We start from the raw sequence: 15893 nt of genomic DNA on the forward strand, positions 1-15893 counted from the left end.
ACCGGCATCCGGTTCAGACCTTGTAGCCGTTCTGACGACGGACGAGCTTCGAGAACATCAGCAGCGTCTGCAGCACGGTCACGACGCCGACGATCGGCCATCCGATCCACAGGATCGACGACTGCGCGACGGGTCCGATGAGGTTCCAGACCACGGCCATCGCCAGCAGCACGGCGGCGAGGATGACCATCGGCATCCAGTGACCGATGCTGCCGCCACCGCTCTCGGCCTTGGCCTGCATCGCCCAGTTGTCGACCTTCTTCTTCGACAGGAACCGCGACCACGAGCGCATGAAGTGACCGAGCCTGATCCACATGAACGCCTCCGCGGGGAAGACGAGGATCGCGAAGAGGATGTCGCGCTGGTTGTGGTCCTTGATGCTGCGGGCCATGCGGAGGTTCAGCAGCACGGCGACGAGCGGCGGGATCAGCCACAGCGGCGAGAAGACGAACGCGCTGATCGACAGCGAGCCGGCGAGCAGGATGAGGAACGCGACGCGCACGAACAGGTTCGTCAGCATCCCGAAGTTCTCGAACCAGCGCAGTCGCAGGTTCGGGTGGAAGGGCTGTCCCTTCGTGTCGCCGCGCTGGCCCGGCCACATCAGCTCGATGGCGCCGTAGGTCCACTTCACCTGCTGCGCGTCGTACCCCTTGAGGGTCGTCATGCCGCCGACGTTGGCGCGGGCATACGGGCTGATCTTCGTCAGGTAGCCCGCGCTCTTGATCTGCAGCGACAGCAGCGAGTCCTCGACCTCGGAGTCCTTCACCCAGGGCGTCGACTGGTGGTTCTGCTTCATCGCGTCGCGCAGCGCGTTCGTCGAGAAGATCGAGAACTGCCCGCCGAGGACGGCCATGTTGCGTCCGCGCAGCAGGTTCTGCATGTTGAAGGCCGCGAACTGCGTGCGCTGACCGGCGATGAGGAACTTGGCGATCGTTCCCTTGATGGGCTTGTCGTCGATCGAGTAGATGGCCGAGATGCCGCCGATGCGCGAATCGCCGACCGCCTCCGACTCCAGGTACTCGACCGCGCGCCGGTCGGCGATCGTGTCGCCGTCCACGCCGAGCAGGTAGTCGTACCCCTCCACGAGCGAGTAGCCGTAGTTGAGCGCCCCGACCTTCTTGTCGGGGTTCTTGCCGATGTCGTGGACGAAGACCTCGGTGAACTGCGTGCCGAGCTCGGTCGTGACCTCGTGCGGCCCGGCGTACCCGGCCGCGATCTTCACCGTGTTGTCGGAGGTGTTGTTCGCGATGACGTGGATGACGTCCGGCACGCGCGTCTGGGCGAGCAGGCCCTCGATCACGTCGGCGATCGACTCCTCCTCGTTGTACGCCGGGATGACGCAGCCGATGGTGGAACGGTGGACCGTCGTGTTCTCGAGGACCGACTCGAAGTCGTCGGGGAACGCCGTCTCGAAGTGGTCGGCCAGCTGCACCGGCGCCTGCGGGGCGGGGTGCTGCTGCTGGCCGAACGCCGGGCTGGGCGTGTACGGCGTGTACGGCGTCTGAGTCATGCGGTCACATCCTGTGCGAGGTGATGGGCGGCTGTTGCCCGCCGGGATCCATTCTGGAACGCGCCGTGTTCAGAGAGGACGAAGTCAACCGCAATTTCTGCGCAAGGAATTCGGGGCGTCTGACGGTCAGGGAGTCGCGGTGGGAGCCGGCGCGGGAGCGGCATCCGCCGCCTGCTCCTCGCTGGAGATCGCGACCGGCAGGTACTGGTACACCGTCTGCTGGGTGAAGCTGGCGTCGTCGTTGGCGTTGCCCTCGACCCAGACGGTCATCGCGAACTCGAGCGTCATGCCGTAGGTGTCGGCCGGCAGCCCGTGGATGACCGTCTCGGGCACGTAGAGCCCGCCCTGGAAGCTGTTGAGCAGCAGCCCGCGGTCGGAACGGATCGTGTCACTGGGAACGAGCGTGCGCGGGTCGGCGCTGAACTGGAACGGGCTCTGCACCTGGCCCGAGGTCTGCGCGGTCTGCGAGGTGATCGAGATCGACGAGATGAACACGCGTCGCTTCTGCGAGAGGACCGACTTCTCGTCGACGCGGTTGTCGTGGACGTTGACGGCGAAGCCGAACGTCTTCTCGGCGCCGGGAGTCCACTCCTGCGTCCGCTTGGGGTCCTGAGCCCACACGTCGAGTCGAAGCTCGAGGTCCTGCGCCACGTCGGAGGAGAGCGAGACCGAACCGTCGTAGGTGAACTGCGAGTTGAAGGCCATGGCGGGCGACTGCGACGGCGCGGGGGCCGGAACCGCCGACACCGGCTCGCCCTGGACCGAGTTGATCATCCCGGTCAGCTGCGAGCAGCCCGACAGGGCGACGAGCGAGAGAGCGATGGCGCCCGCCGACACGGCGGTGCGGAGGGCACGAGTGCGGGATGCGGGTGTGCGGCGCGGAGACATGGCAGACCGGGTTTCTCAAGGCGGGACCAGCGTCGGATGCCGCGGGCCTCGCCATACAAGCACCCCGGCCGACGCGATCCCGGCCGCTTTCCGATCTCTTCAGGTTGCCTTGCGGCGACCTTGAGGTTTCACCCGCCGTCGGCCTCGGATGCCGCCGCGATCGCGACGGTGATGCTGTCGGTCGCGGTCTGCTTCGCGAACTCGTCGGAGGTCGGCGTCGTCTGCACGAGGAAGTCGTAGGTGAACCGGATGGTCACGAACGTCGCCTCGGGCGGCACCTCTCCGACGTAGAAGGTCTGCGAGTAGCTGTAGGGCGAGAGCACGAGGTAGCCCGGGTTCGTGGCCGACTGGTCCGACGTCGGCGCGAGCGGGCTGAGGTCGCCCTGGGCGTTGCCGGGGACGGCGATCATCGTCGCCTTCTGCAGGTAGACCTTCTGTCCGTCGTCGGGACTGACGGTGGTCACGAGCGACAGGCTGACCGGTTTGAGGGCCGTCGCCGACCACCGATCCATCGACAGGTCCGACCAGTAGTTGAGCGACCCGGTCACGGCGCCGGCAGTCACCTGGCGCTCGGTCGACCCGCTCGAGAGGTCGTTCGGCACCGGTGGCGGTACGGCGGTGCGCGAGACGCTCGGAGAGGGCGCGGGACTGCTCGCGTCGCCGCCGTCACCGGACGGGAGGTTCCACGGCGCGGGCCCGCATCCCACGAGAGCCACAGCCATCACCGCTGTCGCGGCGGCCGTCCCCCAGCGTCGCTTCATCGAGTCCTCCGCTTCCTCTCGCAAAGTGTACGCACGCCCCCGCCCCTTAGAGTGATCGGGTGCGCACCGCTGACCAGCCCCGCCCTCTGCGCCGGACGCAGCTCGTCTTGGCAGCCTTCGCCGGGGCGCTCCTGATCGCCCTCGTCGCGATCGCCGCGTGGGTCGGGGTGCGCGGCGCCCTCGCCTACGGCGAGCTCCGCGAGGTCGAGGCATCCGCCCGCACCGCCGTGGATCTGATCGCCGACCCCGCGGCGGCCGCACCGCACATCAACGACGTCGCCGACCACGCCGAGCGGGCGCGCGAGCTCACGTCCGACCCGGTCTGGTCGCTCGTCGAGGGCACCCCCTGGGTCGGGCCTCAGCTCCACGCCGTCGGCACGATCGCCGCGGCGGCCGATGACATCGCGCGTGATGGCCTCCTCCCGCTCGCCGATGTCGCGTCGGCCTTCTCGCCCGATTCCTTCCGACCGGTCGACGGCCGCATCGACACCGCCGTGTTCCGCGAGATCGCCGAGCCCGCCCGCGCCGGCGCCGACACCGTGGCCGCCGCCGCGGCATCCGTGCGGGCTCTCGACGACACCCCCCTCATCGGCCCGGTGCGCGCCGCCGTCGCCGACGTCACCGACCTCCTCGACACGGGCGCCACGGCAACGGACGCTCTCGCCCGCGCCGCCACGCTCCTGCCCGCGATGCTCGGCGCCTCCGGCGAACGCAACTACCTCTTGGCGTTCCAGAACAACGCCGAGTGGCGCTCGACGGGCGGCATCGTCGGCGCGATGGCGATCGTCCGCACCGTCGACGGCCGGATCGAGCTGGCCGGCCAGGCCTCGTCCTCGGATTTCTCGAACTTCGGCGAGCCGGTGCTCCCCCTCGACGCCGAGGTCGAGCGCATCTACGAGACGCGTCCGGGCCGCTACATCCAGAACGTCACGCAGATCCCCGACTTCTCCGTCGGCGGGCCGCTCGCGCGAGAGATGCTGCTGCGCCAGACCGGGCAGAGCGTCGACGGCGTGATCGCGACCGACCCCGTCGCCCTGTCGTACATCCTCGACGCCACGGGCCCCATCGAGCTTCCGACGGGCGATGTGATCTCCGCCGACAACGCCGTCTCACTGCTCCTGAACGACGTGTACGCGCGCTACGAGAGCCCGCGCGAGCAGGACGCGTTCTTCGCCTCGGCGTCGGCAGCCGTCTTCGAGCGGCTCGCGGCCGGCGGCGCCGACCCGGCCAAGCTGATCGCCGCGCTCGGTCGTGCCGGCGACGAGCGACGGCTGCTGCTGTGGAGCGCGATCCCGGAGGACCAGGCGGTCCTGGCCGACACGACGCTGGCGGGTCCGCTGCCGACCACCGATGCCGACACCGCCGGGTTCGGAGTGTTCCTCAACGACGGCACCGGCTCGAAGATGGACTACTACGTCACCGCCGACACCCGTCTCGCCTGGGACACGTGCGCGGTGGGTGGCGACGGGCGCACCTCGTCGCCCGTGACGCTCGAGGTCACGATCGCGAACAACGCCCCGGCGGATGCCGCGACCTCGCTCCCGTCGTACGTCACCGGCGGCGGCAGCTTCGGCGTTCCCGCCGGCGTCGCCCGCACCGTCGCCTACCTGTACCTGCCCGAGGGCTACGCCCTGTCGTCTGCGGCCCGATCCGACGGCGCGGGCTTCGGCGGCGGCTCGCACGCCGGGCGCCAGGTGATGGTGTTCTCCTCCGATCTCGCGCCCGGCGAGTCGGTCACGGCCACCGTGAGCGTGGTCGCGCAGGGCGGTCCGACGACGGCGACAGCCGCCGTCACCCCGACGGTCGACGCGGACCGGCCTACCGTTGTTGTCGCTCGTTGCGGCGACGCATAGACTCACCGATCATGCGCCGCACCGTCTCCCTCGTCGCCGTCGCGACCCTCGCCGCCGCGATCATCGCGCTGCCGGCCGCGGCGTCCGCCGCCACCGGCGCGACCATCTACCCGCCGACGAACTCCTGCACGACCACGCCGAGCGCGTTCGTCGCCGGCGGCACGGTCGAGTTCGCCTGCGCCGAGGGCACGTTCGGTCCGGAAGAGGCCGTGACCATCACGGTCCGCGGCGAGAACGGCGCCGGCGTCACGTTCGCACGCGTCGCCTTCGCCGTTTCCACCGGCAGCACGGTGCGCGAATCGTCCGCGGAGGGCGCGCTGGCCCCCGTGGCCCTGACCTTCCCCTCCGACGCGGTCGGCGTCTACAACATCGAGGCGATCTCGGCATCGTCGGCCGGCGGCACCGCGAGCGCCTCGGTCGTCGACGCGGCCGGTCTTCCCGCCACCGGCGGCGACGCTCGCACGTCGCTCGGACTGTGGGTCGGCGGCGGCGCGCTCGTGGCCGCGGGCGCGACGATCGCGCTCGCCTCCGCTGTGCGCCGCGCACGCGACGCGCGCATCTGATCGCACCCGACGTGCCGTCCGCACCCCGAATCCGCGTCTTTCCGCATGCACGGCGCGCCGCCGGGCATCCGGATCGCGAAATGTTAACGCGATCGCAATGTTCCAGCTTGCATCAGAGGCCCCAGACCCTGAATACTTGCTATGACCACTCCTGACGTAATCCTTAGTATTACTTCTCCGTTGGGTGTGAGCCTCCGGATGACCCCAAGGAAAGCAGGACTCATGAAGAACCGTCTCATCAAGGCGGCGGCGGCCTCGGCCATCGCAGCAGCGGCTGTCTTTGCAGCCCCCGCGATCGCCAACGCTTACACCCCGGCACCCGTGGGCGGCTCGTCCGTCACCGTCACCGCCGGCGGCACCGCGACGATCGCCTTCAACAACTTCGACCCGAACGAGACCGTCACCGGCACCCTGACGGGCGAGAACGCTGCTGCGGGCAGCGTCGCGTTCGTCAAGTTCGCGGTCACCTCGACCAGCACCACCAAGGCTGCCAACGCGGCCGGTGAGGTCGCCTTCCAGGTGACGCTCCCCGCGAACGCGAGCGGCGAGTACACGCTCACCGCCGACGGCGCCGTCTCCGGCGCGAGCAGCGTCACCATCGCCGTTCCGGCCGCCGCCGGCGGCACCGGTGGATCGGGCACGCTGCCCGCCACCGGTGGCGACAACGCCGCTCTCCTCGGCCTGTGGATCGGCGGTGGCGCTCTCGCCCTCGCCGGCGGCAGCATCGCCGTGGCCAGCACGGTCCGCCGTCACCGCAACGGCGAGGCCGCTGCCTGATCAGGCGCAACGCATGATCGGATGCCCCGGAGCTTCGGCTCCGGGGCATCCGTCGTTCTCGGCGCGCTTCGGGCGTCTCAGACCGGTTCAGCTCAGACCGGTTCAGCGCTGACCAGGATCGGCAGGTGGTCGCTTGCCCCCTGTGGCAGCGTCTGCACCCGTGAGATGTCGAACCCGACGCTCGTGGCGAAGTCGTAGTGGCCGCGGAAGAACTTGTACCGCGTGTAGGTGCGGGCATCGCTGAGCGTCAGCTCGTACCCCTGCTTGCGCACCACCTGTCCGAGGTTCTCCTTGAAGACGGGGTAGTTGTAGTCGCCGACCATGAGGATCGGCAGGCCCGCGCCGAGTTCGGACAGCGCACCGAGCGCCGCCTGGATCTGGTTGCGTCGCAGCGAGTTGAGCGCCGTCAGCGGCGCCGCGTGGAAGCTCGCGACGATCAGGTCGCGCCCGTCGTCGATATCGCGGAGCCGAACACCGAGCATGCGCTCCTCCGCGGGCTTCAACACGCGGTCGTGCAGCGACTTCTTCAGCGCGAGCGAACGCACCTCGACTGCCCGGTAGGTGTTCTCGCGGTAGTAGACGGCGAGCCCGAGACGGTTGCGGGCCGTCGCATCGGCCAGCCGCAGGCCGCCGATCCGATCCGGGATGCCGCTGGTGTCGGCCTCCTGCAGGCACAGGACGTCGGCACCGTGCTGCTCGACGAGCTCCGAGAGCTCGGATGCGGCGCGGTGCTTGCGCAGGTTGTACGAGATGACCTTCATGGTGCCGCCAGGCTACGCCCGCTTCCTTTCGGTCAGGTGTCTGTTGCGCGGCGGGCGCGGGTCTGCTCCGCCCGCGCCGCGAGGAGGTCGTCGGCGGGGTACCCGACCTCGGTGAGGGTGAGCCCGCGAGCGGCGAGCACCGCGAAGGCGCTGGTGCGGTGACGCTCGTCGCGCAGCGCCGCCACATCCTCGATGTCCAGCCGCCCCTCGCCGACCGCGACGCAGGCTCCGACGAGCGCGCGGACCATGCTGTGGCAGAACGCGTCGGCCTTGACGTTCGCGACCAGCACGCCGCTCTCGTCGCGCCGCCAGTCGAACTCGAGCAGCGTGCGGATCGTCGTCGCCTCGGGGCGCGGCTTGCAGTAGGACGCGAAGTCGTGCAGCCCGGTGAGGCTGCGGGCTGCGGCATCCATCGACGCGTTGTCGAGAGCGACGGGCACGAACGTCGTGCGGAAGCGCTCGAGCGGGTCGTATCCGGTCGTCCGGTCGGCGACCCGATAGGCGTACCGTCGCCAGACCGCCGAGAACCGCGCATCGAAACCGGCGGGTGCTTCCGACGTCGCCCGCACGTGCACGTCTGCGTAGCGTCCGAGCACGCCGTTCAGCCGCCCGGCGAGGGCGGCCGGTTCGGGGTCGCGTCCGCGTTGCAGTCTCGCGGCCTGCGCCTCGCTCAGGTCGAGGTGCGCCACCTGGCCCGACGCGTGGACACCGGCATCGGTGCGCCCGGCCACGACGAGCTGAGCATCGCCGCCGAGGACCCGGCTGACGGCGGCCTCGATCGACCCCTGCACGGTGCGCAGACCGGGCTGGCGCGCCCACCCCGAGAAACCCGATCCGTCGTAGGCGATGTCCAGTCTCAGGCGCACCCGATCAGTCTTCCAGCTCTGCGCGCGAGGGCGGGTTCGCCCCCGGCCGCGACACCGTGATCGCCGCGGCGCGCGCAGCGGTCCGCATCGCCTGCGCGAGCGCTTCGCCGTGGGCCGGCGTGCCGCTTTCGACGAGGGTGACGATGAGGCTCGCCATGAACGAGTCGCCCGCGCCGATCGTGTCGGCCACGGTCACGGCGACCCCGGCGACCTCGACGATCGCACCGTCGGGCGCCCGCCCGATCGCTCCCTCTCCCCCGCGGGTCATGACGACCGCCGAGGCGCCGAGGTCGGCGATGGTCTCGAGCACCGTCCGCGAGTCGGCGCCGGGCCAGAGCCACGCGGCATCCTCGTCGCTGAGCTTCACGAGGTCGGCCGCGGCGGCCGCACGCGCGAAGCGCGCGTGCGCGCTCTCGCGCGAGCCGACGAGCGCCGGACGGATGTTCGGGTCGACCGTGACGACGGCGTGACCACGGGCCGACTCGAGGGCCGCGAGACAGGTCTCTCCGCCCGGGTCGAGGAACAGCGCGATCGATCCGGTGTGCACGAGGACGGCATCGCCACGGGGAGCGGGCTCGACGACGCCGGCGACCTCGAACGTGTACTCCGCCGAGCCATCGGGGCGGATGCGGGCGCGCGCCGTGTCGGTGGCGGCGTCGGTCCACGACGCCTCGGCGATCACGGCGCCGGCCTCGCTCACGTGGCGGGCGACCCGCTCACCGCGCTCGTCGCGTCCGAGCCGCGTCGCCAACCGGGCGGGGACGCCGAGTCGGGCGACGCCCACCGCCACGTTCGCCGGGCTGCCGCCGACGTGCTCGGTCACACCATCGTCGGTCTCGACGATGTCGACCAATGCCTCACCCAGCACCAGCACCTCGGGAGCGCCCATGTTCCACCTGTTCTCACGACACGGTCCGCGCGGGATCCGCGCCTCTCCTCCGGTCTACCACATCACCCTCAGGCACCCGCTCTACACTGGGAGGCTGCCGCCGCCCGTCCCCCCCCGACGACCCCGGACACAGCCGTATGACTCCTCCGCCTCTTCCGCGCGCCCGCATCGCGGGACTCGACGGCCTGCGCGCCGTCGCCGTGGTGCTCGTCGTCGTGTACCACCTCTTCCCCGACGCCTTCCTGCGGAGCGGCTACGTCGGCGTCGACGTGTTCTTCGTCATCTCCGGCTTCCTCATCACGACGCTCCTCCTGCGCGAACGTGCACGCGAGGGGCGGATCCGGCTGCGACGCTTCTGGGCGAGGCGCGCGCGGCGCCTGCTGCCCGCCCTCGCGGCCGTCGTCACCGTGAGCGCCTCGCTGGCCTGGCTGGTCGGCGGCGACGTCCTCGTCGACATGGGCCTCCAGGTGCTGGGGGCGGCCGCGTTCTCGTACAACTGGGTGTCGATGGCCGACGGCGGCACCTACTTCTCCGCGGCCGACCCCGAGATCTTCCGCAACCTGTGGTCGCTCGCGGTCGAGGAGCAGTTCTACCTGCTCTGGCCGCTCCTGCTGCCGCTCTTCCTCCTGCTTCCCGGCCGCCGCTCTCGCGCCGCGGCAGCGCTCGGGCTCGCGGCACTGTCGGCCGCGTGGGCGTTCACGAGCGTCACCGCGGGCGCCGACCTCACTCGCGTCTATTTCGGCACCGACACGCACGCCTTCGGGCTCCTGACCGGCGTCGCCGTCGCGTTCGCCCTCCACGGCCTCGTCGTCAGGAGGTCGTCGGTCGCCGGCGTCGGACCCGTGTGGGGCGTGATCGTCGGAGCGCTCGCGACCGCGGGCATCGTGGCCGCCGCAGCCGTGGGCGGCGGCGAGGCGATCACGTTCCCGGCCTCGAGCCTCGCCGCGTCGCTCCTCACCGCCGTCGTGCTGCTGATCGCGGCGTGGCCGGGCTCGTGGTTCGGTCGCGCGCTCGACATCGCCCCGCTGCGGTGGCTCGGCGAACGGTCGTACGCGGTGTACCTGTGGCACTGGCCCCTCCTCGTGCTGCTGTCGTTCCAGCTCACCGGCGCGGGCCCCGAGACGGGCGTCCCGGTCCTGGCGGGCGCGGGCGTGGCGCTGGCTTCGGTCGTGCTGGCGGCCGGGTCGTACCGCTGGCTCGAGCAGCCCGTCCGCCGCCACGGATTCCGAGGTGCGCTCGCCCTGGCCCGCCACGGGCTGCGCGCGCGCCCGTCGCGGCGCGCCGCGACGCTGGCGGTCGCCCTCGTCGCCGCGCTCGCCCTCGGCGGCACGACGGCGGCGGTGGCCGCGGCGCCGCGCACCACGACGAGCCAGAGCGCGGTGGACGCCGGTCGCGATGCCCTGGAGCAGGCGCGGCGGCTGCCGACACCGGCGCCCGCGCCGGGGGCGCAGACGGTCGACGGCACCCGCGTGAGTGCCGTCGGCGACTCGGTCATGCTCGCCTCCGCCCCCGGGCTCCTCCAGGCGATGCCGGGTATCGAGGTCGACGCCGAGGTGTCGCGATCGCTGTGGGCCGGGGCGCGGATCATCGACGGTCTGGCCGCCTCGGGCGAACTGCGCGAGTATGTCGTGGTCGGCCTCGGCACGAACGGCCCGGTCTCGACCGAGGCGCTGCAGAGCATCGTCGACGCCGCCGGCCCCGATCGCTACGTCATCCTGGTGAGTGCGTACGGGCCGCGGGACTGGATTCCCGGCGTCAACAGCGACCTCACGGCGTTCGCGGCGTCGCACCCTCGCGTCGCCGTCGCCGACTGGTCGCAGGCGATCTCCGGGCACGACGATCTGCTCGCCGGCGATCAGATCCACCCCGAGTCAGCCGGCGGCGACATCTACGCGCGCACGGTGAAGCGCGCGGTTGACGGTGCCGCGACCCAGCTCGCGGCGGCACAGTGGGCCGCCGAGCAGACCCGCACGACCCTGCTCGAACTGTTCGGCCGCGCCGAGGATCAGTAGCGGCGGACGAGCACCCGGTCGCGCTCGTACGGCGTGAACCCGAGACCGCCGTAGAGCGCGTTGGCGCCCGTCGGGCTCTCGGTGTCGACGTCGAGTACCGTCATGCCGAGGCCCGCTTCCCGCATTGCAGCGAGCGACCGCGAGATCACCGCCGGCGCCAGCCCGCGCCTGCGGTGCGACCGGACCACGCCGACGAGGTCGATGTACGCGTTGGGGCCGAGGACGGCGAAGTCGCCCTCGTTCACGGAAGCCAGGCAGAACGCGACGATCTCGCCGCCGTCGAGGGCCAGGGTGCACAGATCGGGCCGCAGGAACGGACCGCCGATGAACTGCTGCCAACGCTCCGGCGGGCTCGGCAGGCTGCCCCAGTGGTCGCGGAACGCGTCGTTGCGCGCCAGCCGCGCGTCCTCGGCACGATCGGACGAGAACGGCACCAGCTCGATGCCGTCCGGCGTCGTCACCTCGGCGATCGGTTCGGACAGGTCGCGGTGCATCGTCGAGAACCAGCGCTCGGTGCGGTAGCCGAGCGATTCGGCGATGCGCTCGAGAGCCGTGTCCTTCTCCGACGCGTACACCTGGATCTCGGCGGGCAGGCTCGCCGCCGCGGCATCCGCTGCCGCCGCCTCGCGCAGCTGCTCCTCGGCGCGTTCGTGCTGCCATCCGAAGAGCGCGGTGCCGATCCCGCGGCCGCGCCGGTCGGGCCGCACCGCGCCGGTGAGGTAGATGTGCAGGTGCTCCTCGCGCGAGGGATGCAGGGTGACGGTACCGACCGCGAGCGCCTCGCCGGTCTCATCGAACGCGATCAACGTGTCGCGTTCATGGTCGACGTGCGACAGCTCGAACGTCTCGGCGACGTCCTCGCGCGGAGTCGTCCATGTCGGGTGGTCCACCCGGTCGGCGGCCACCAGCACGCCGTGGATGACGTCGATGTCGTCGCGGGTCGCCGTGCGCCAGTGCGCGACGGCGGGGCAGGTCGGTGCGTTCGGCGTGCTCACCCTTCCACCCTTGCACATCGGGCCCGCACCCTCCGAAGAGAGTGCGGGCCCGATGTCAGCGCGAAGCGCTGTTACTTCTTGTCGTCCTCGGCGGGAGCCTCAGCGGCGTCCTCGGCGGCAGCCTCAGCGGCTGCGCCCTCCTCCGGCGACTCGGCGCCGGCGTCGGTCGCGGCGTCGTCGGCGGGAGCCTCGGTGGTCTCCTCGACGGGAGCCTCCTCGACCGGAGCCTCCTCGGCGGCGGCCGGAGCGGCAGCAGCCGACTTCTTGGCCGACTTCGGCTTCGGGTTCACCGGCTCGAGCACGAGCTCGATGACAGCCATGGGAGCGTTGTCGCCCTTGCGGTTGCCGATCTTGGTGATACGCGTGTAGCCACCCTCGCGCTCGGCGACGAGCGGAGCGATCTCGGCGAAGAGCTCGTGAACGACGCTCTTGTCGCCGATGACCGACGCGACGCGACGGCGGGCGTGCAGGTCGCCGCGCTTCGCGAAAGTCACCAGACGCTCGGCGTACGGACGCAGGCGCTTGGCCTTGGTCTCGGTCGTGGTGATCGACTTGTGGGTGAACAGGGCCGCGGCGAGGTTCGCGAGAAGCAGGCGCTCGTGTGCGGGGCCGCCTCCGAGGCGGGGACCCTTGGTGGGCTTAGGCATTTTTGATTACTCCAGGAAGAAAGGGGGGCTCAGAGGTTCTCGTCGTCGTATCCGCCGTAGAAGTGCGCACCGTCGAACCCGGGAACCGAGTCCTTCAGCGACAGGCCGAGCGAGACGAGCTTGTCGCGCACCTCATCGACCGACTTCTGACCGAAGTTGCGGATGTTCATGAGCTGGGTCTCCGAGAGGGCGACCAGCTCGGACACCGTGTTGATGCCCTCGCGCTTGAGGCAGTTGTACGAGCGGACCGACAGGTCGAGGTCCTCGATCGGCATCGACAGCTCGTTGGTGAGAACCTCGGCGACCGGCGCGGGGCCGATCTCGATGCCCTCGGCCTCGACGTTCAGCTCGCGGGCGAGACCGAACAGCTCGACGAGCGTACGACCGGCCGAAGCGACGGCGTCGCGCGGCGAGATGGACGCCTTCGACTCGACGTCGAGGACGAGCTTGTCGAAGTCGGTGCGCTCACCGGCACGGGTGGCCTCGACGCGGTAGCTGACCTTGAGCACGGGCGAGTAGATCGAGTCGATCGGGATCTGACCGGCCTCGGCGTACTCGTTGCGGTTCTGGGTCGCGGAGACGTAGCCGCGACCGCGCTCGATGACGAGCTCGAGCTCGAACTTCGCGCTGTCGTTGAGCGTCGCGATGACCAGGTCGGGGTTGTGCACCTCGACACCGGCGGGAGCCGAGATGTCGGCGGCCGTGACCTCACCGGCACCGGTCTTGCGCAGGTACGCCGTGATGGGCTCGTCGCGCTCGGACGAGACGACCAGCTGCTTGATGTTGAGGATGATCTCGGTGACATCCTCCTTCACACCCGGAATTGTGCTGAACTCGTGCAGCACACCGTCGAAGCGGATGCTGGTGACGGCGGCACCCGGGATGGACGACAGCAGGCTGCGGCGCAGCGCGTTGCCGATGGTGTAGCCGAAGCCGGGCTCGAGCGGCTCGACGACGAACCGGCTGCGGAACTCGCCGATCTTCTCCTCGGTCAGAGTGGGACGCTGTGCGATGAGCACTATGTGTTCCTTTCGATCACGTGACCGCTATATGACACGTGCAATTCAGTGAGGTGTTGAGTTTTCAAGGAAACGACGGAAGTCCGGATGCCGCGCGATGCGGCATCCGGATCCGTGTCAGCTCAGACGCGGCGGCGCTTGGGGGGACGGCAGCCGTTGTGGGCCTGCGGCGTGACGTCCTGGATGGACCCCACCTCGAGGCCGGCGGCCGTCAGCGAGCGGATCGCGGTCTCGCGGCCCGAACCGGGGCCCTTGACGAAGACGTCGACCTTCTTGACGCCGTGCTCCTGCGCCTGGCGCGCAGCGGACTCGGCGGCCATGCCGGCGGCGTAGGGGGTCGACTTGCGCGAGCCCTTGAAGCCGACGCCACCCGAGGAGGCCCAGCTGATGACGGCGCCCGACGGGTCGGTGATCGAGACGATCGTGTTGTTGAACGTCGACTTGATGTGGGCGTGGCCCAGCGCGATGTTCTTCTTCTCCTTGCGGCGCGGCTTGCGCGCTGCGGACTTGGCCTGTGCCATGTGCGTGTTCTCCTAAACCTGTGGGGGCCGCGCCTTAGCGCGCCTTCTTCTTGCCGGCGACGGTGCGCTTGGGACCCTTGCGCGTACGCGCGTTGGTCTTGGTGCGCTGACCGCGCACGGGCAGGCCACGGCGGTGGCGCAGACCCTCGTAGGAACCGATCTCGACCTTGCGGCGGATGTCGGCGGCGACCTCGCGGCGCAGGTCACCCTCCACCTTGTAGTTGCCCTCGATGTAGTCGCGGAGCGCGACGAGCTGGTCGTCGGTGAGGTCCTTGACGCGGATGTTCTCGTCGATCTCCGTCGCTGCGAGGATCTCGTTCGAGCGGGTACGGCCCACGCCGTAGATGTACGTGAGGGCGATCACCACGCGCTTGTCGCGCGGGATGTCAACGCCGGCAAGACGTGCCATGCGGTTCTCCTAGGAGTAATCGAAGGTGTGGAGCAGGATCGGTGCTCGGGCCTTCGTCCCGAGGTGTCCCCCGCCGGCTGCGCCGCGCGGGTTCTGATCTGCCTGAGGTGTATTGAGTTGTCGTCGTACCGGGTGCCGCGCGGACGCGGCATCCGATCAGCCCTGGCGCTGCTTGTGACGCGGGTTCGACTTGCAGATGACCATGACGCGACCGTGGCGACGGATGACCTTGCAGTGGTCGCAGATGGGCTTGACGGAGGGGTTGACCTTCATGATGTTCCTGATTCGCTGTCTTCGCCGACGGAGCAGGGGCTCCGGGGCGTTACTTCTCGACCGGCGTGCGCTGGGCTCAGCGGTAGCGGTAGACGATGCGACCGCGGGTCAGGTCGTAGGGGCTGAGCTCCACGACCACGCGGTCTTCGGGGATGATGCGGATGTAGTTCTGCCGCATCTTGCCCGAGATCGTTGCGAGGACCTTGTGTCCGTTGCTGAGCTCGACGCGGAACATCGCGTTGGGCAGAGCCTCGGAGATCACGCCCTCGATCTCGATGACACCGTCTTTCTTCGCCATACGCTCGCTTACAGTTGTGCAGGCCGGTCGGTCTGCGTTGGATGGGATTTTCGGTGACACGCCAAGAGAGGCGCAACGCACCAAAGAGCAAGCATACGCGCTACCGCACGCTCGAGCAACTCGCCGTATCTCGCACGGCGCGTCGCCCCGCTCCGCTCAGTTGAAGAGCGTGGCGAACGAGCCGCGTGCCGGGATCGTGCTGTTCGAGATCGTCTCGCCGTTGACGGCGATCGTCGGCGTTCCGACGCGGTCCGATCCGGGCTGGAGCGGCGTCTCCTTGGTCTTCGCGGCGACGTAGGACTCGTAGGTGCGATCGGTGACGCACGAGTCGATGCCCGTCACCCCCGCATCGGATGCGATCTGCAGGAGCTGCTCGTCGGTGAGACCCGTCGACTGCTCGGCGGGCTGCTGCTCGAAGAGGGCCTGCATGAACGGGACGGCGGCGTCGGGGTCGGCCTCGGCGACGCAGTACATCGCATTGGCCGAACGCGTCGAGTACTCGGTGCCCTGCGACGCACGGTCGAGGATCGAGATCGGGTGGATCTTGAGGGTGATCGTTCCGTCGTTCACGAGATCGAGGATCTCGGGTCCGTAGGTCGTCTCGAACTGACCGCAGATCGGGCACATGAAGTCGACGTACGTGTCGAGCGTCTGCGAGCCGTCTCCGACGACGACGGCGCCGGTCTCCTGCTCGATGCCCGACCCCGTGGGCGGGGTGCCGGGGTCAGTCGCGCTGTTGTTCATCCACACGACCAGCGCGACGATGAGGGCCACCACGACCACCACGGCCGTCGACACCCAGATCGCGAACCAGTTGGTCTTGCCCGTCGCCGCAGTAGCCATCACTTCTC

18 protein-coding genes are annotated in these 15893 nt (G+C 69.9%); 4 read left to right on the plus strand and 14 right to left on the minus strand.

Annotation, left to right across the window (positions count from 1 at the left end; genetic code table 11):
* Positions 1-13: 13 nt before the first annotated feature.
* The 3 genes from ACI2K6_RS14575 to ACI2K6_RS14585 all read right to left on the minus strand — a co-directional run bounded on the left by ACI2K6_RS14575 (position 14) and on the right by ACI2K6_RS14585 (position 3159).
* Positions 14-1510 (minus strand): glycosyltransferase, encoded by a 1497-nt coding sequence (locus ACI2K6_RS14575; protein ID WP_282501544.1) that lies wholly within the window; start codon positions 1508-1510, stop codon positions 14-16.
* A gap of 126 nt (positions 1511-1636) precedes the next feature.
* Entirely contained in the window at positions 1637-2398 is a 762-nt protein-coding gene (locus tag ACI2K6_RS14580) for a fructose 1,6-bisphosphatase (RefSeq protein ID WP_282501545.1), read from the minus strand.
* A gap of 128 nt (positions 2399-2526) precedes the next feature.
* A complete protein-coding gene (locus tag ACI2K6_RS14585) occupies positions 2527-3159 on the minus strand; it encodes a hypothetical protein (RefSeq protein WP_274179213.1) in 633 nt (210 codons plus the stop codon).
* Positions 3160-3218: 59 nt separating this feature from the next.
* Between ACI2K6_RS14585 and ACI2K6_RS14590 the strand changes: the two genes are divergently transcribed.
* From ACI2K6_RS14590 to ACI2K6_RS14600, 3 genes are all read left to right on the plus strand, one after another.
* Positions 3219-5012, plus strand: coding sequence for a DUF4012 domain-containing protein (locus tag ACI2K6_RS14590; RefSeq protein ID WP_404568925.1), 1794 nt, complete (start codon positions 3219-3221; stop codon positions 5010-5012).
* Positions 5013-5023: 11 nt separating this feature from the next.
* The gene (locus tag ACI2K6_RS14595) at positions 5024-5575 is read left to right on the plus strand and encodes a cell wall protein (protein WP_282501547.1); all 552 of its coding nucleotides are present in this window, start codon (positions 5024-5026) and stop codon (positions 5573-5575) included.
* Between the two features lie 222 nt (positions 5576-5797).
* Entirely contained in the window at positions 5798-6352 is a 555-nt protein-coding gene (locus tag ACI2K6_RS14600) for an LPXTG cell wall anchor domain-containing protein (RefSeq protein WP_354452026.1), read from the plus strand.
* A gap of 92 nt (positions 6353-6444) precedes the next feature.
* On the opposite strand, the gene ACI2K6_RS14605 is transcribed toward ACI2K6_RS14600, so the two are convergent.
* From ACI2K6_RS14605 to ACI2K6_RS14615, 3 genes are read right to left on the minus strand one after another with little or no spacing between them, the layout of a single operon-like run.
* A complete protein-coding gene (locus ACI2K6_RS14605; RefSeq protein ID WP_112617802.1) occupies positions 6445-7113 on the minus strand; it encodes an endonuclease/exonuclease/phosphatase family protein in 669 nt (222 codons plus the stop codon).
* Positions 7114-7145: 32 nt separating this feature from the next.
* Positions 7146-7979: a tRNA pseudouridine(38-40) synthase TruA gene (truA, locus tag ACI2K6_RS14610; protein WP_282501549.1), complete on the minus strand. Its 834-nt coding sequence runs from the start codon at positions 7977-7979 to the stop codon at positions 7146-7148.
* Positions 7980-7983: 4 nt separating this feature from the next.
* Positions 7984-8868: a PfkB family carbohydrate kinase gene (locus ACI2K6_RS14615; RefSeq protein ID WP_282501550.1), complete on the minus strand. Its 885-nt coding sequence runs from the start codon at positions 8866-8868 to the stop codon at positions 7984-7986.
* A gap of 137 nt (positions 8869-9005) precedes the next feature.
* On the opposite strand from ACI2K6_RS14615, the gene ACI2K6_RS14620 reads away from it, so the two are divergent.
* On the plus strand, positions 9006-10880 hold the full coding sequence (locus ACI2K6_RS14620; RefSeq protein ID WP_404568926.1) for an acyltransferase family protein: 1875 nt from the start codon (positions 9006-9008) through the stop codon (positions 10878-10880).
* Here ACI2K6_RS14620 and ACI2K6_RS14625 read toward each other — a convergent pair.
* From ACI2K6_RS14625 to ACI2K6_RS14660, 8 genes are all read right to left on the minus strand, one after another.
* A complete protein-coding gene (locus tag ACI2K6_RS14625; protein ID WP_282501552.1) occupies positions 10874-11875 on the minus strand; it encodes a GNAT family N-acetyltransferase in 1002 nt (333 codons plus the stop codon). The two genes, ACI2K6_RS14620 and ACI2K6_RS14625, sit on opposite strands and share 7 nt — an antisense overlap.
* A 71-nt stretch (positions 11876-11946) precedes the next feature.
* Positions 11947-12522 carry a 50S ribosomal protein L17 gene (gene rplQ, locus ACI2K6_RS14630; RefSeq protein WP_282501553.1) on the minus strand — a complete coding sequence of 192 codons (576 nt, stop codon included), beginning with the start codon at positions 12520-12522 and terminating at the stop codon, positions 11947-11949.
* Positions 12523-12551: 29 nt separating this feature from the next.
* A complete protein-coding gene (locus tag ACI2K6_RS14635; protein ID WP_023954080.1) occupies positions 12552-13541 on the minus strand; it encodes a DNA-directed RNA polymerase subunit alpha in 990 nt (329 codons plus the stop codon).
* A 122-nt stretch (positions 13542-13663) separates the two neighbouring features.
* Complete coding sequence (rpsK, locus tag ACI2K6_RS14640) at positions 13664-14062, minus strand: 30S ribosomal protein S11 (RefSeq protein WP_023954078.1); 399 nt, start codon at positions 14060-14062, stop codon at positions 13664-13666.
* Between the two features lie 34 nt (positions 14063-14096).
* Positions 14097-14471 (minus strand): 30S ribosomal protein S13, encoded by a 375-nt coding sequence (gene rpsM, locus ACI2K6_RS14645; protein ID WP_023954076.1) that lies wholly within the window; start codon positions 14469-14471, stop codon positions 14097-14099.
* A gap of 156 nt (positions 14472-14627) precedes the next feature.
* The gene (gene rpmJ, locus ACI2K6_RS14650; RefSeq protein WP_005050492.1) at positions 14628-14744 is read right to left on the minus strand and encodes a 50S ribosomal protein L36; all 117 of its coding nucleotides are present in this window, start codon (positions 14742-14744) and stop codon (positions 14628-14630) included.
* Between the two features lie 76 nt (positions 14745-14820).
* The gene (gene infA / locus ACI2K6_RS14655; protein ID WP_017201569.1) at positions 14821-15042 is read right to left on the minus strand and encodes a translation initiation factor IF-1; all 222 of its coding nucleotides are present in this window, start codon (positions 15040-15042) and stop codon (positions 14821-14823) included.
* A gap of 156 nt (positions 15043-15198) precedes the next feature.
* Positions 15199-15885, minus strand: a complete 687-nt coding sequence (locus tag ACI2K6_RS14660; protein WP_112617796.1) for a thioredoxin domain-containing protein — start codon at positions 15883-15885, stop codon at positions 15199-15201.
* Positions 15886-15893 lie beyond the last annotated feature (8 nt).

The sequence above is a fragment of the Microbacterium sp. NPDC006705 genome, from assembly GCF_044903545.1.
Taxonomy (GTDB): Bacteria; Actinomycetota; Actinomycetes; order Actinomycetales; family Microbacteriaceae; genus Microbacterium; species Microbacterium plantarum.

Coding starts and splice junctions, on each gene's coding strand:
- ACI2K6_RS14575 (WP_282501544.1), bottom strand. CDS start 1,510: ATGACTCAGACGCCGTACACGCCGTACACGCCCAGCCCGGCGTTCGGC.
- ACI2K6_RS14580 (WP_282501545.1), bottom strand. CDS start 2,398: ATGTCTCCGCGCCGCACACCCGCATCCCGCACTCGTGCCCTCCGCACC.
- ACI2K6_RS14585 (WP_274179213.1), bottom strand. CDS start 3,159: ATGAAGCGACGCTGGGGGACGGCCGCCGCGACAGCGGTGATGGCTGTG.
- ACI2K6_RS14595 (WP_282501547.1), top strand. CDS start 5,024: ATGCGCCGCACCGTCTCCCTCGTCGCCGTCGCGACCCTCGCCGCCGCG.
- ACI2K6_RS14600 (WP_354452026.1), top strand. CDS start 5,798: ATGAAGAACCGTCTCATCAAGGCGGCGGCGGCCTCGGCCATCGCAGCA.
- ACI2K6_RS14605 (WP_112617802.1), bottom strand. CDS start 7,113: ATGAAGGTCATCTCGTACAACCTGCGCAAGCACCGCGCCGCATCCGAG.
- ACI2K6_RS14615 (WP_282501550.1), bottom strand. CDS start 8,868: ATGGGCGCTCCCGAGGTGCTGGTGCTGGGTGAGGCATTGGTCGACATC.
- ACI2K6_RS14620 (WP_404568926.1), top strand. CDS start 9,006: ATGACTCCTCCGCCTCTTCCGCGCGCCCGCATCGCGGGACTCGACGGC.
- rplQ (WP_282501553.1), bottom strand. CDS start 12,522: ATGCCTAAGCCCACCAAGGGTCCCCGCCTCGGAGGCGGCCCCGCACAC.
- rpsK (WP_023954078.1), bottom strand. CDS start 14,062: ATGGCACAGGCCAAGTCCGCAGCGCGCAAGCCGCGCCGCAAGGAGAAG.
- rpsM (WP_023954076.1), bottom strand. CDS start 14,471: ATGGCACGTCTTGCCGGCGTTGACATCCCGCGCGACAAGCGCGTGGTG.
- rpmJ (WP_005050492.1), bottom strand. CDS start 14,744: ATGAAGGTCAACCCCTCCGTCAAGCCCATCTGCGACCACTGCAAGGTC.
- infA (WP_017201569.1), bottom strand. CDS start 15,042: ATGGCGAAGAAAGACGGTGTCATCGAGATCGAGGGCGTGATCTCCGAG.
- ACI2K6_RS14660 (WP_112617796.1), bottom strand. CDS start 15,885: ATGGCTACTGCGGCGACGGGCAAGACCAACTGGTTCGCGATCTGGGTG.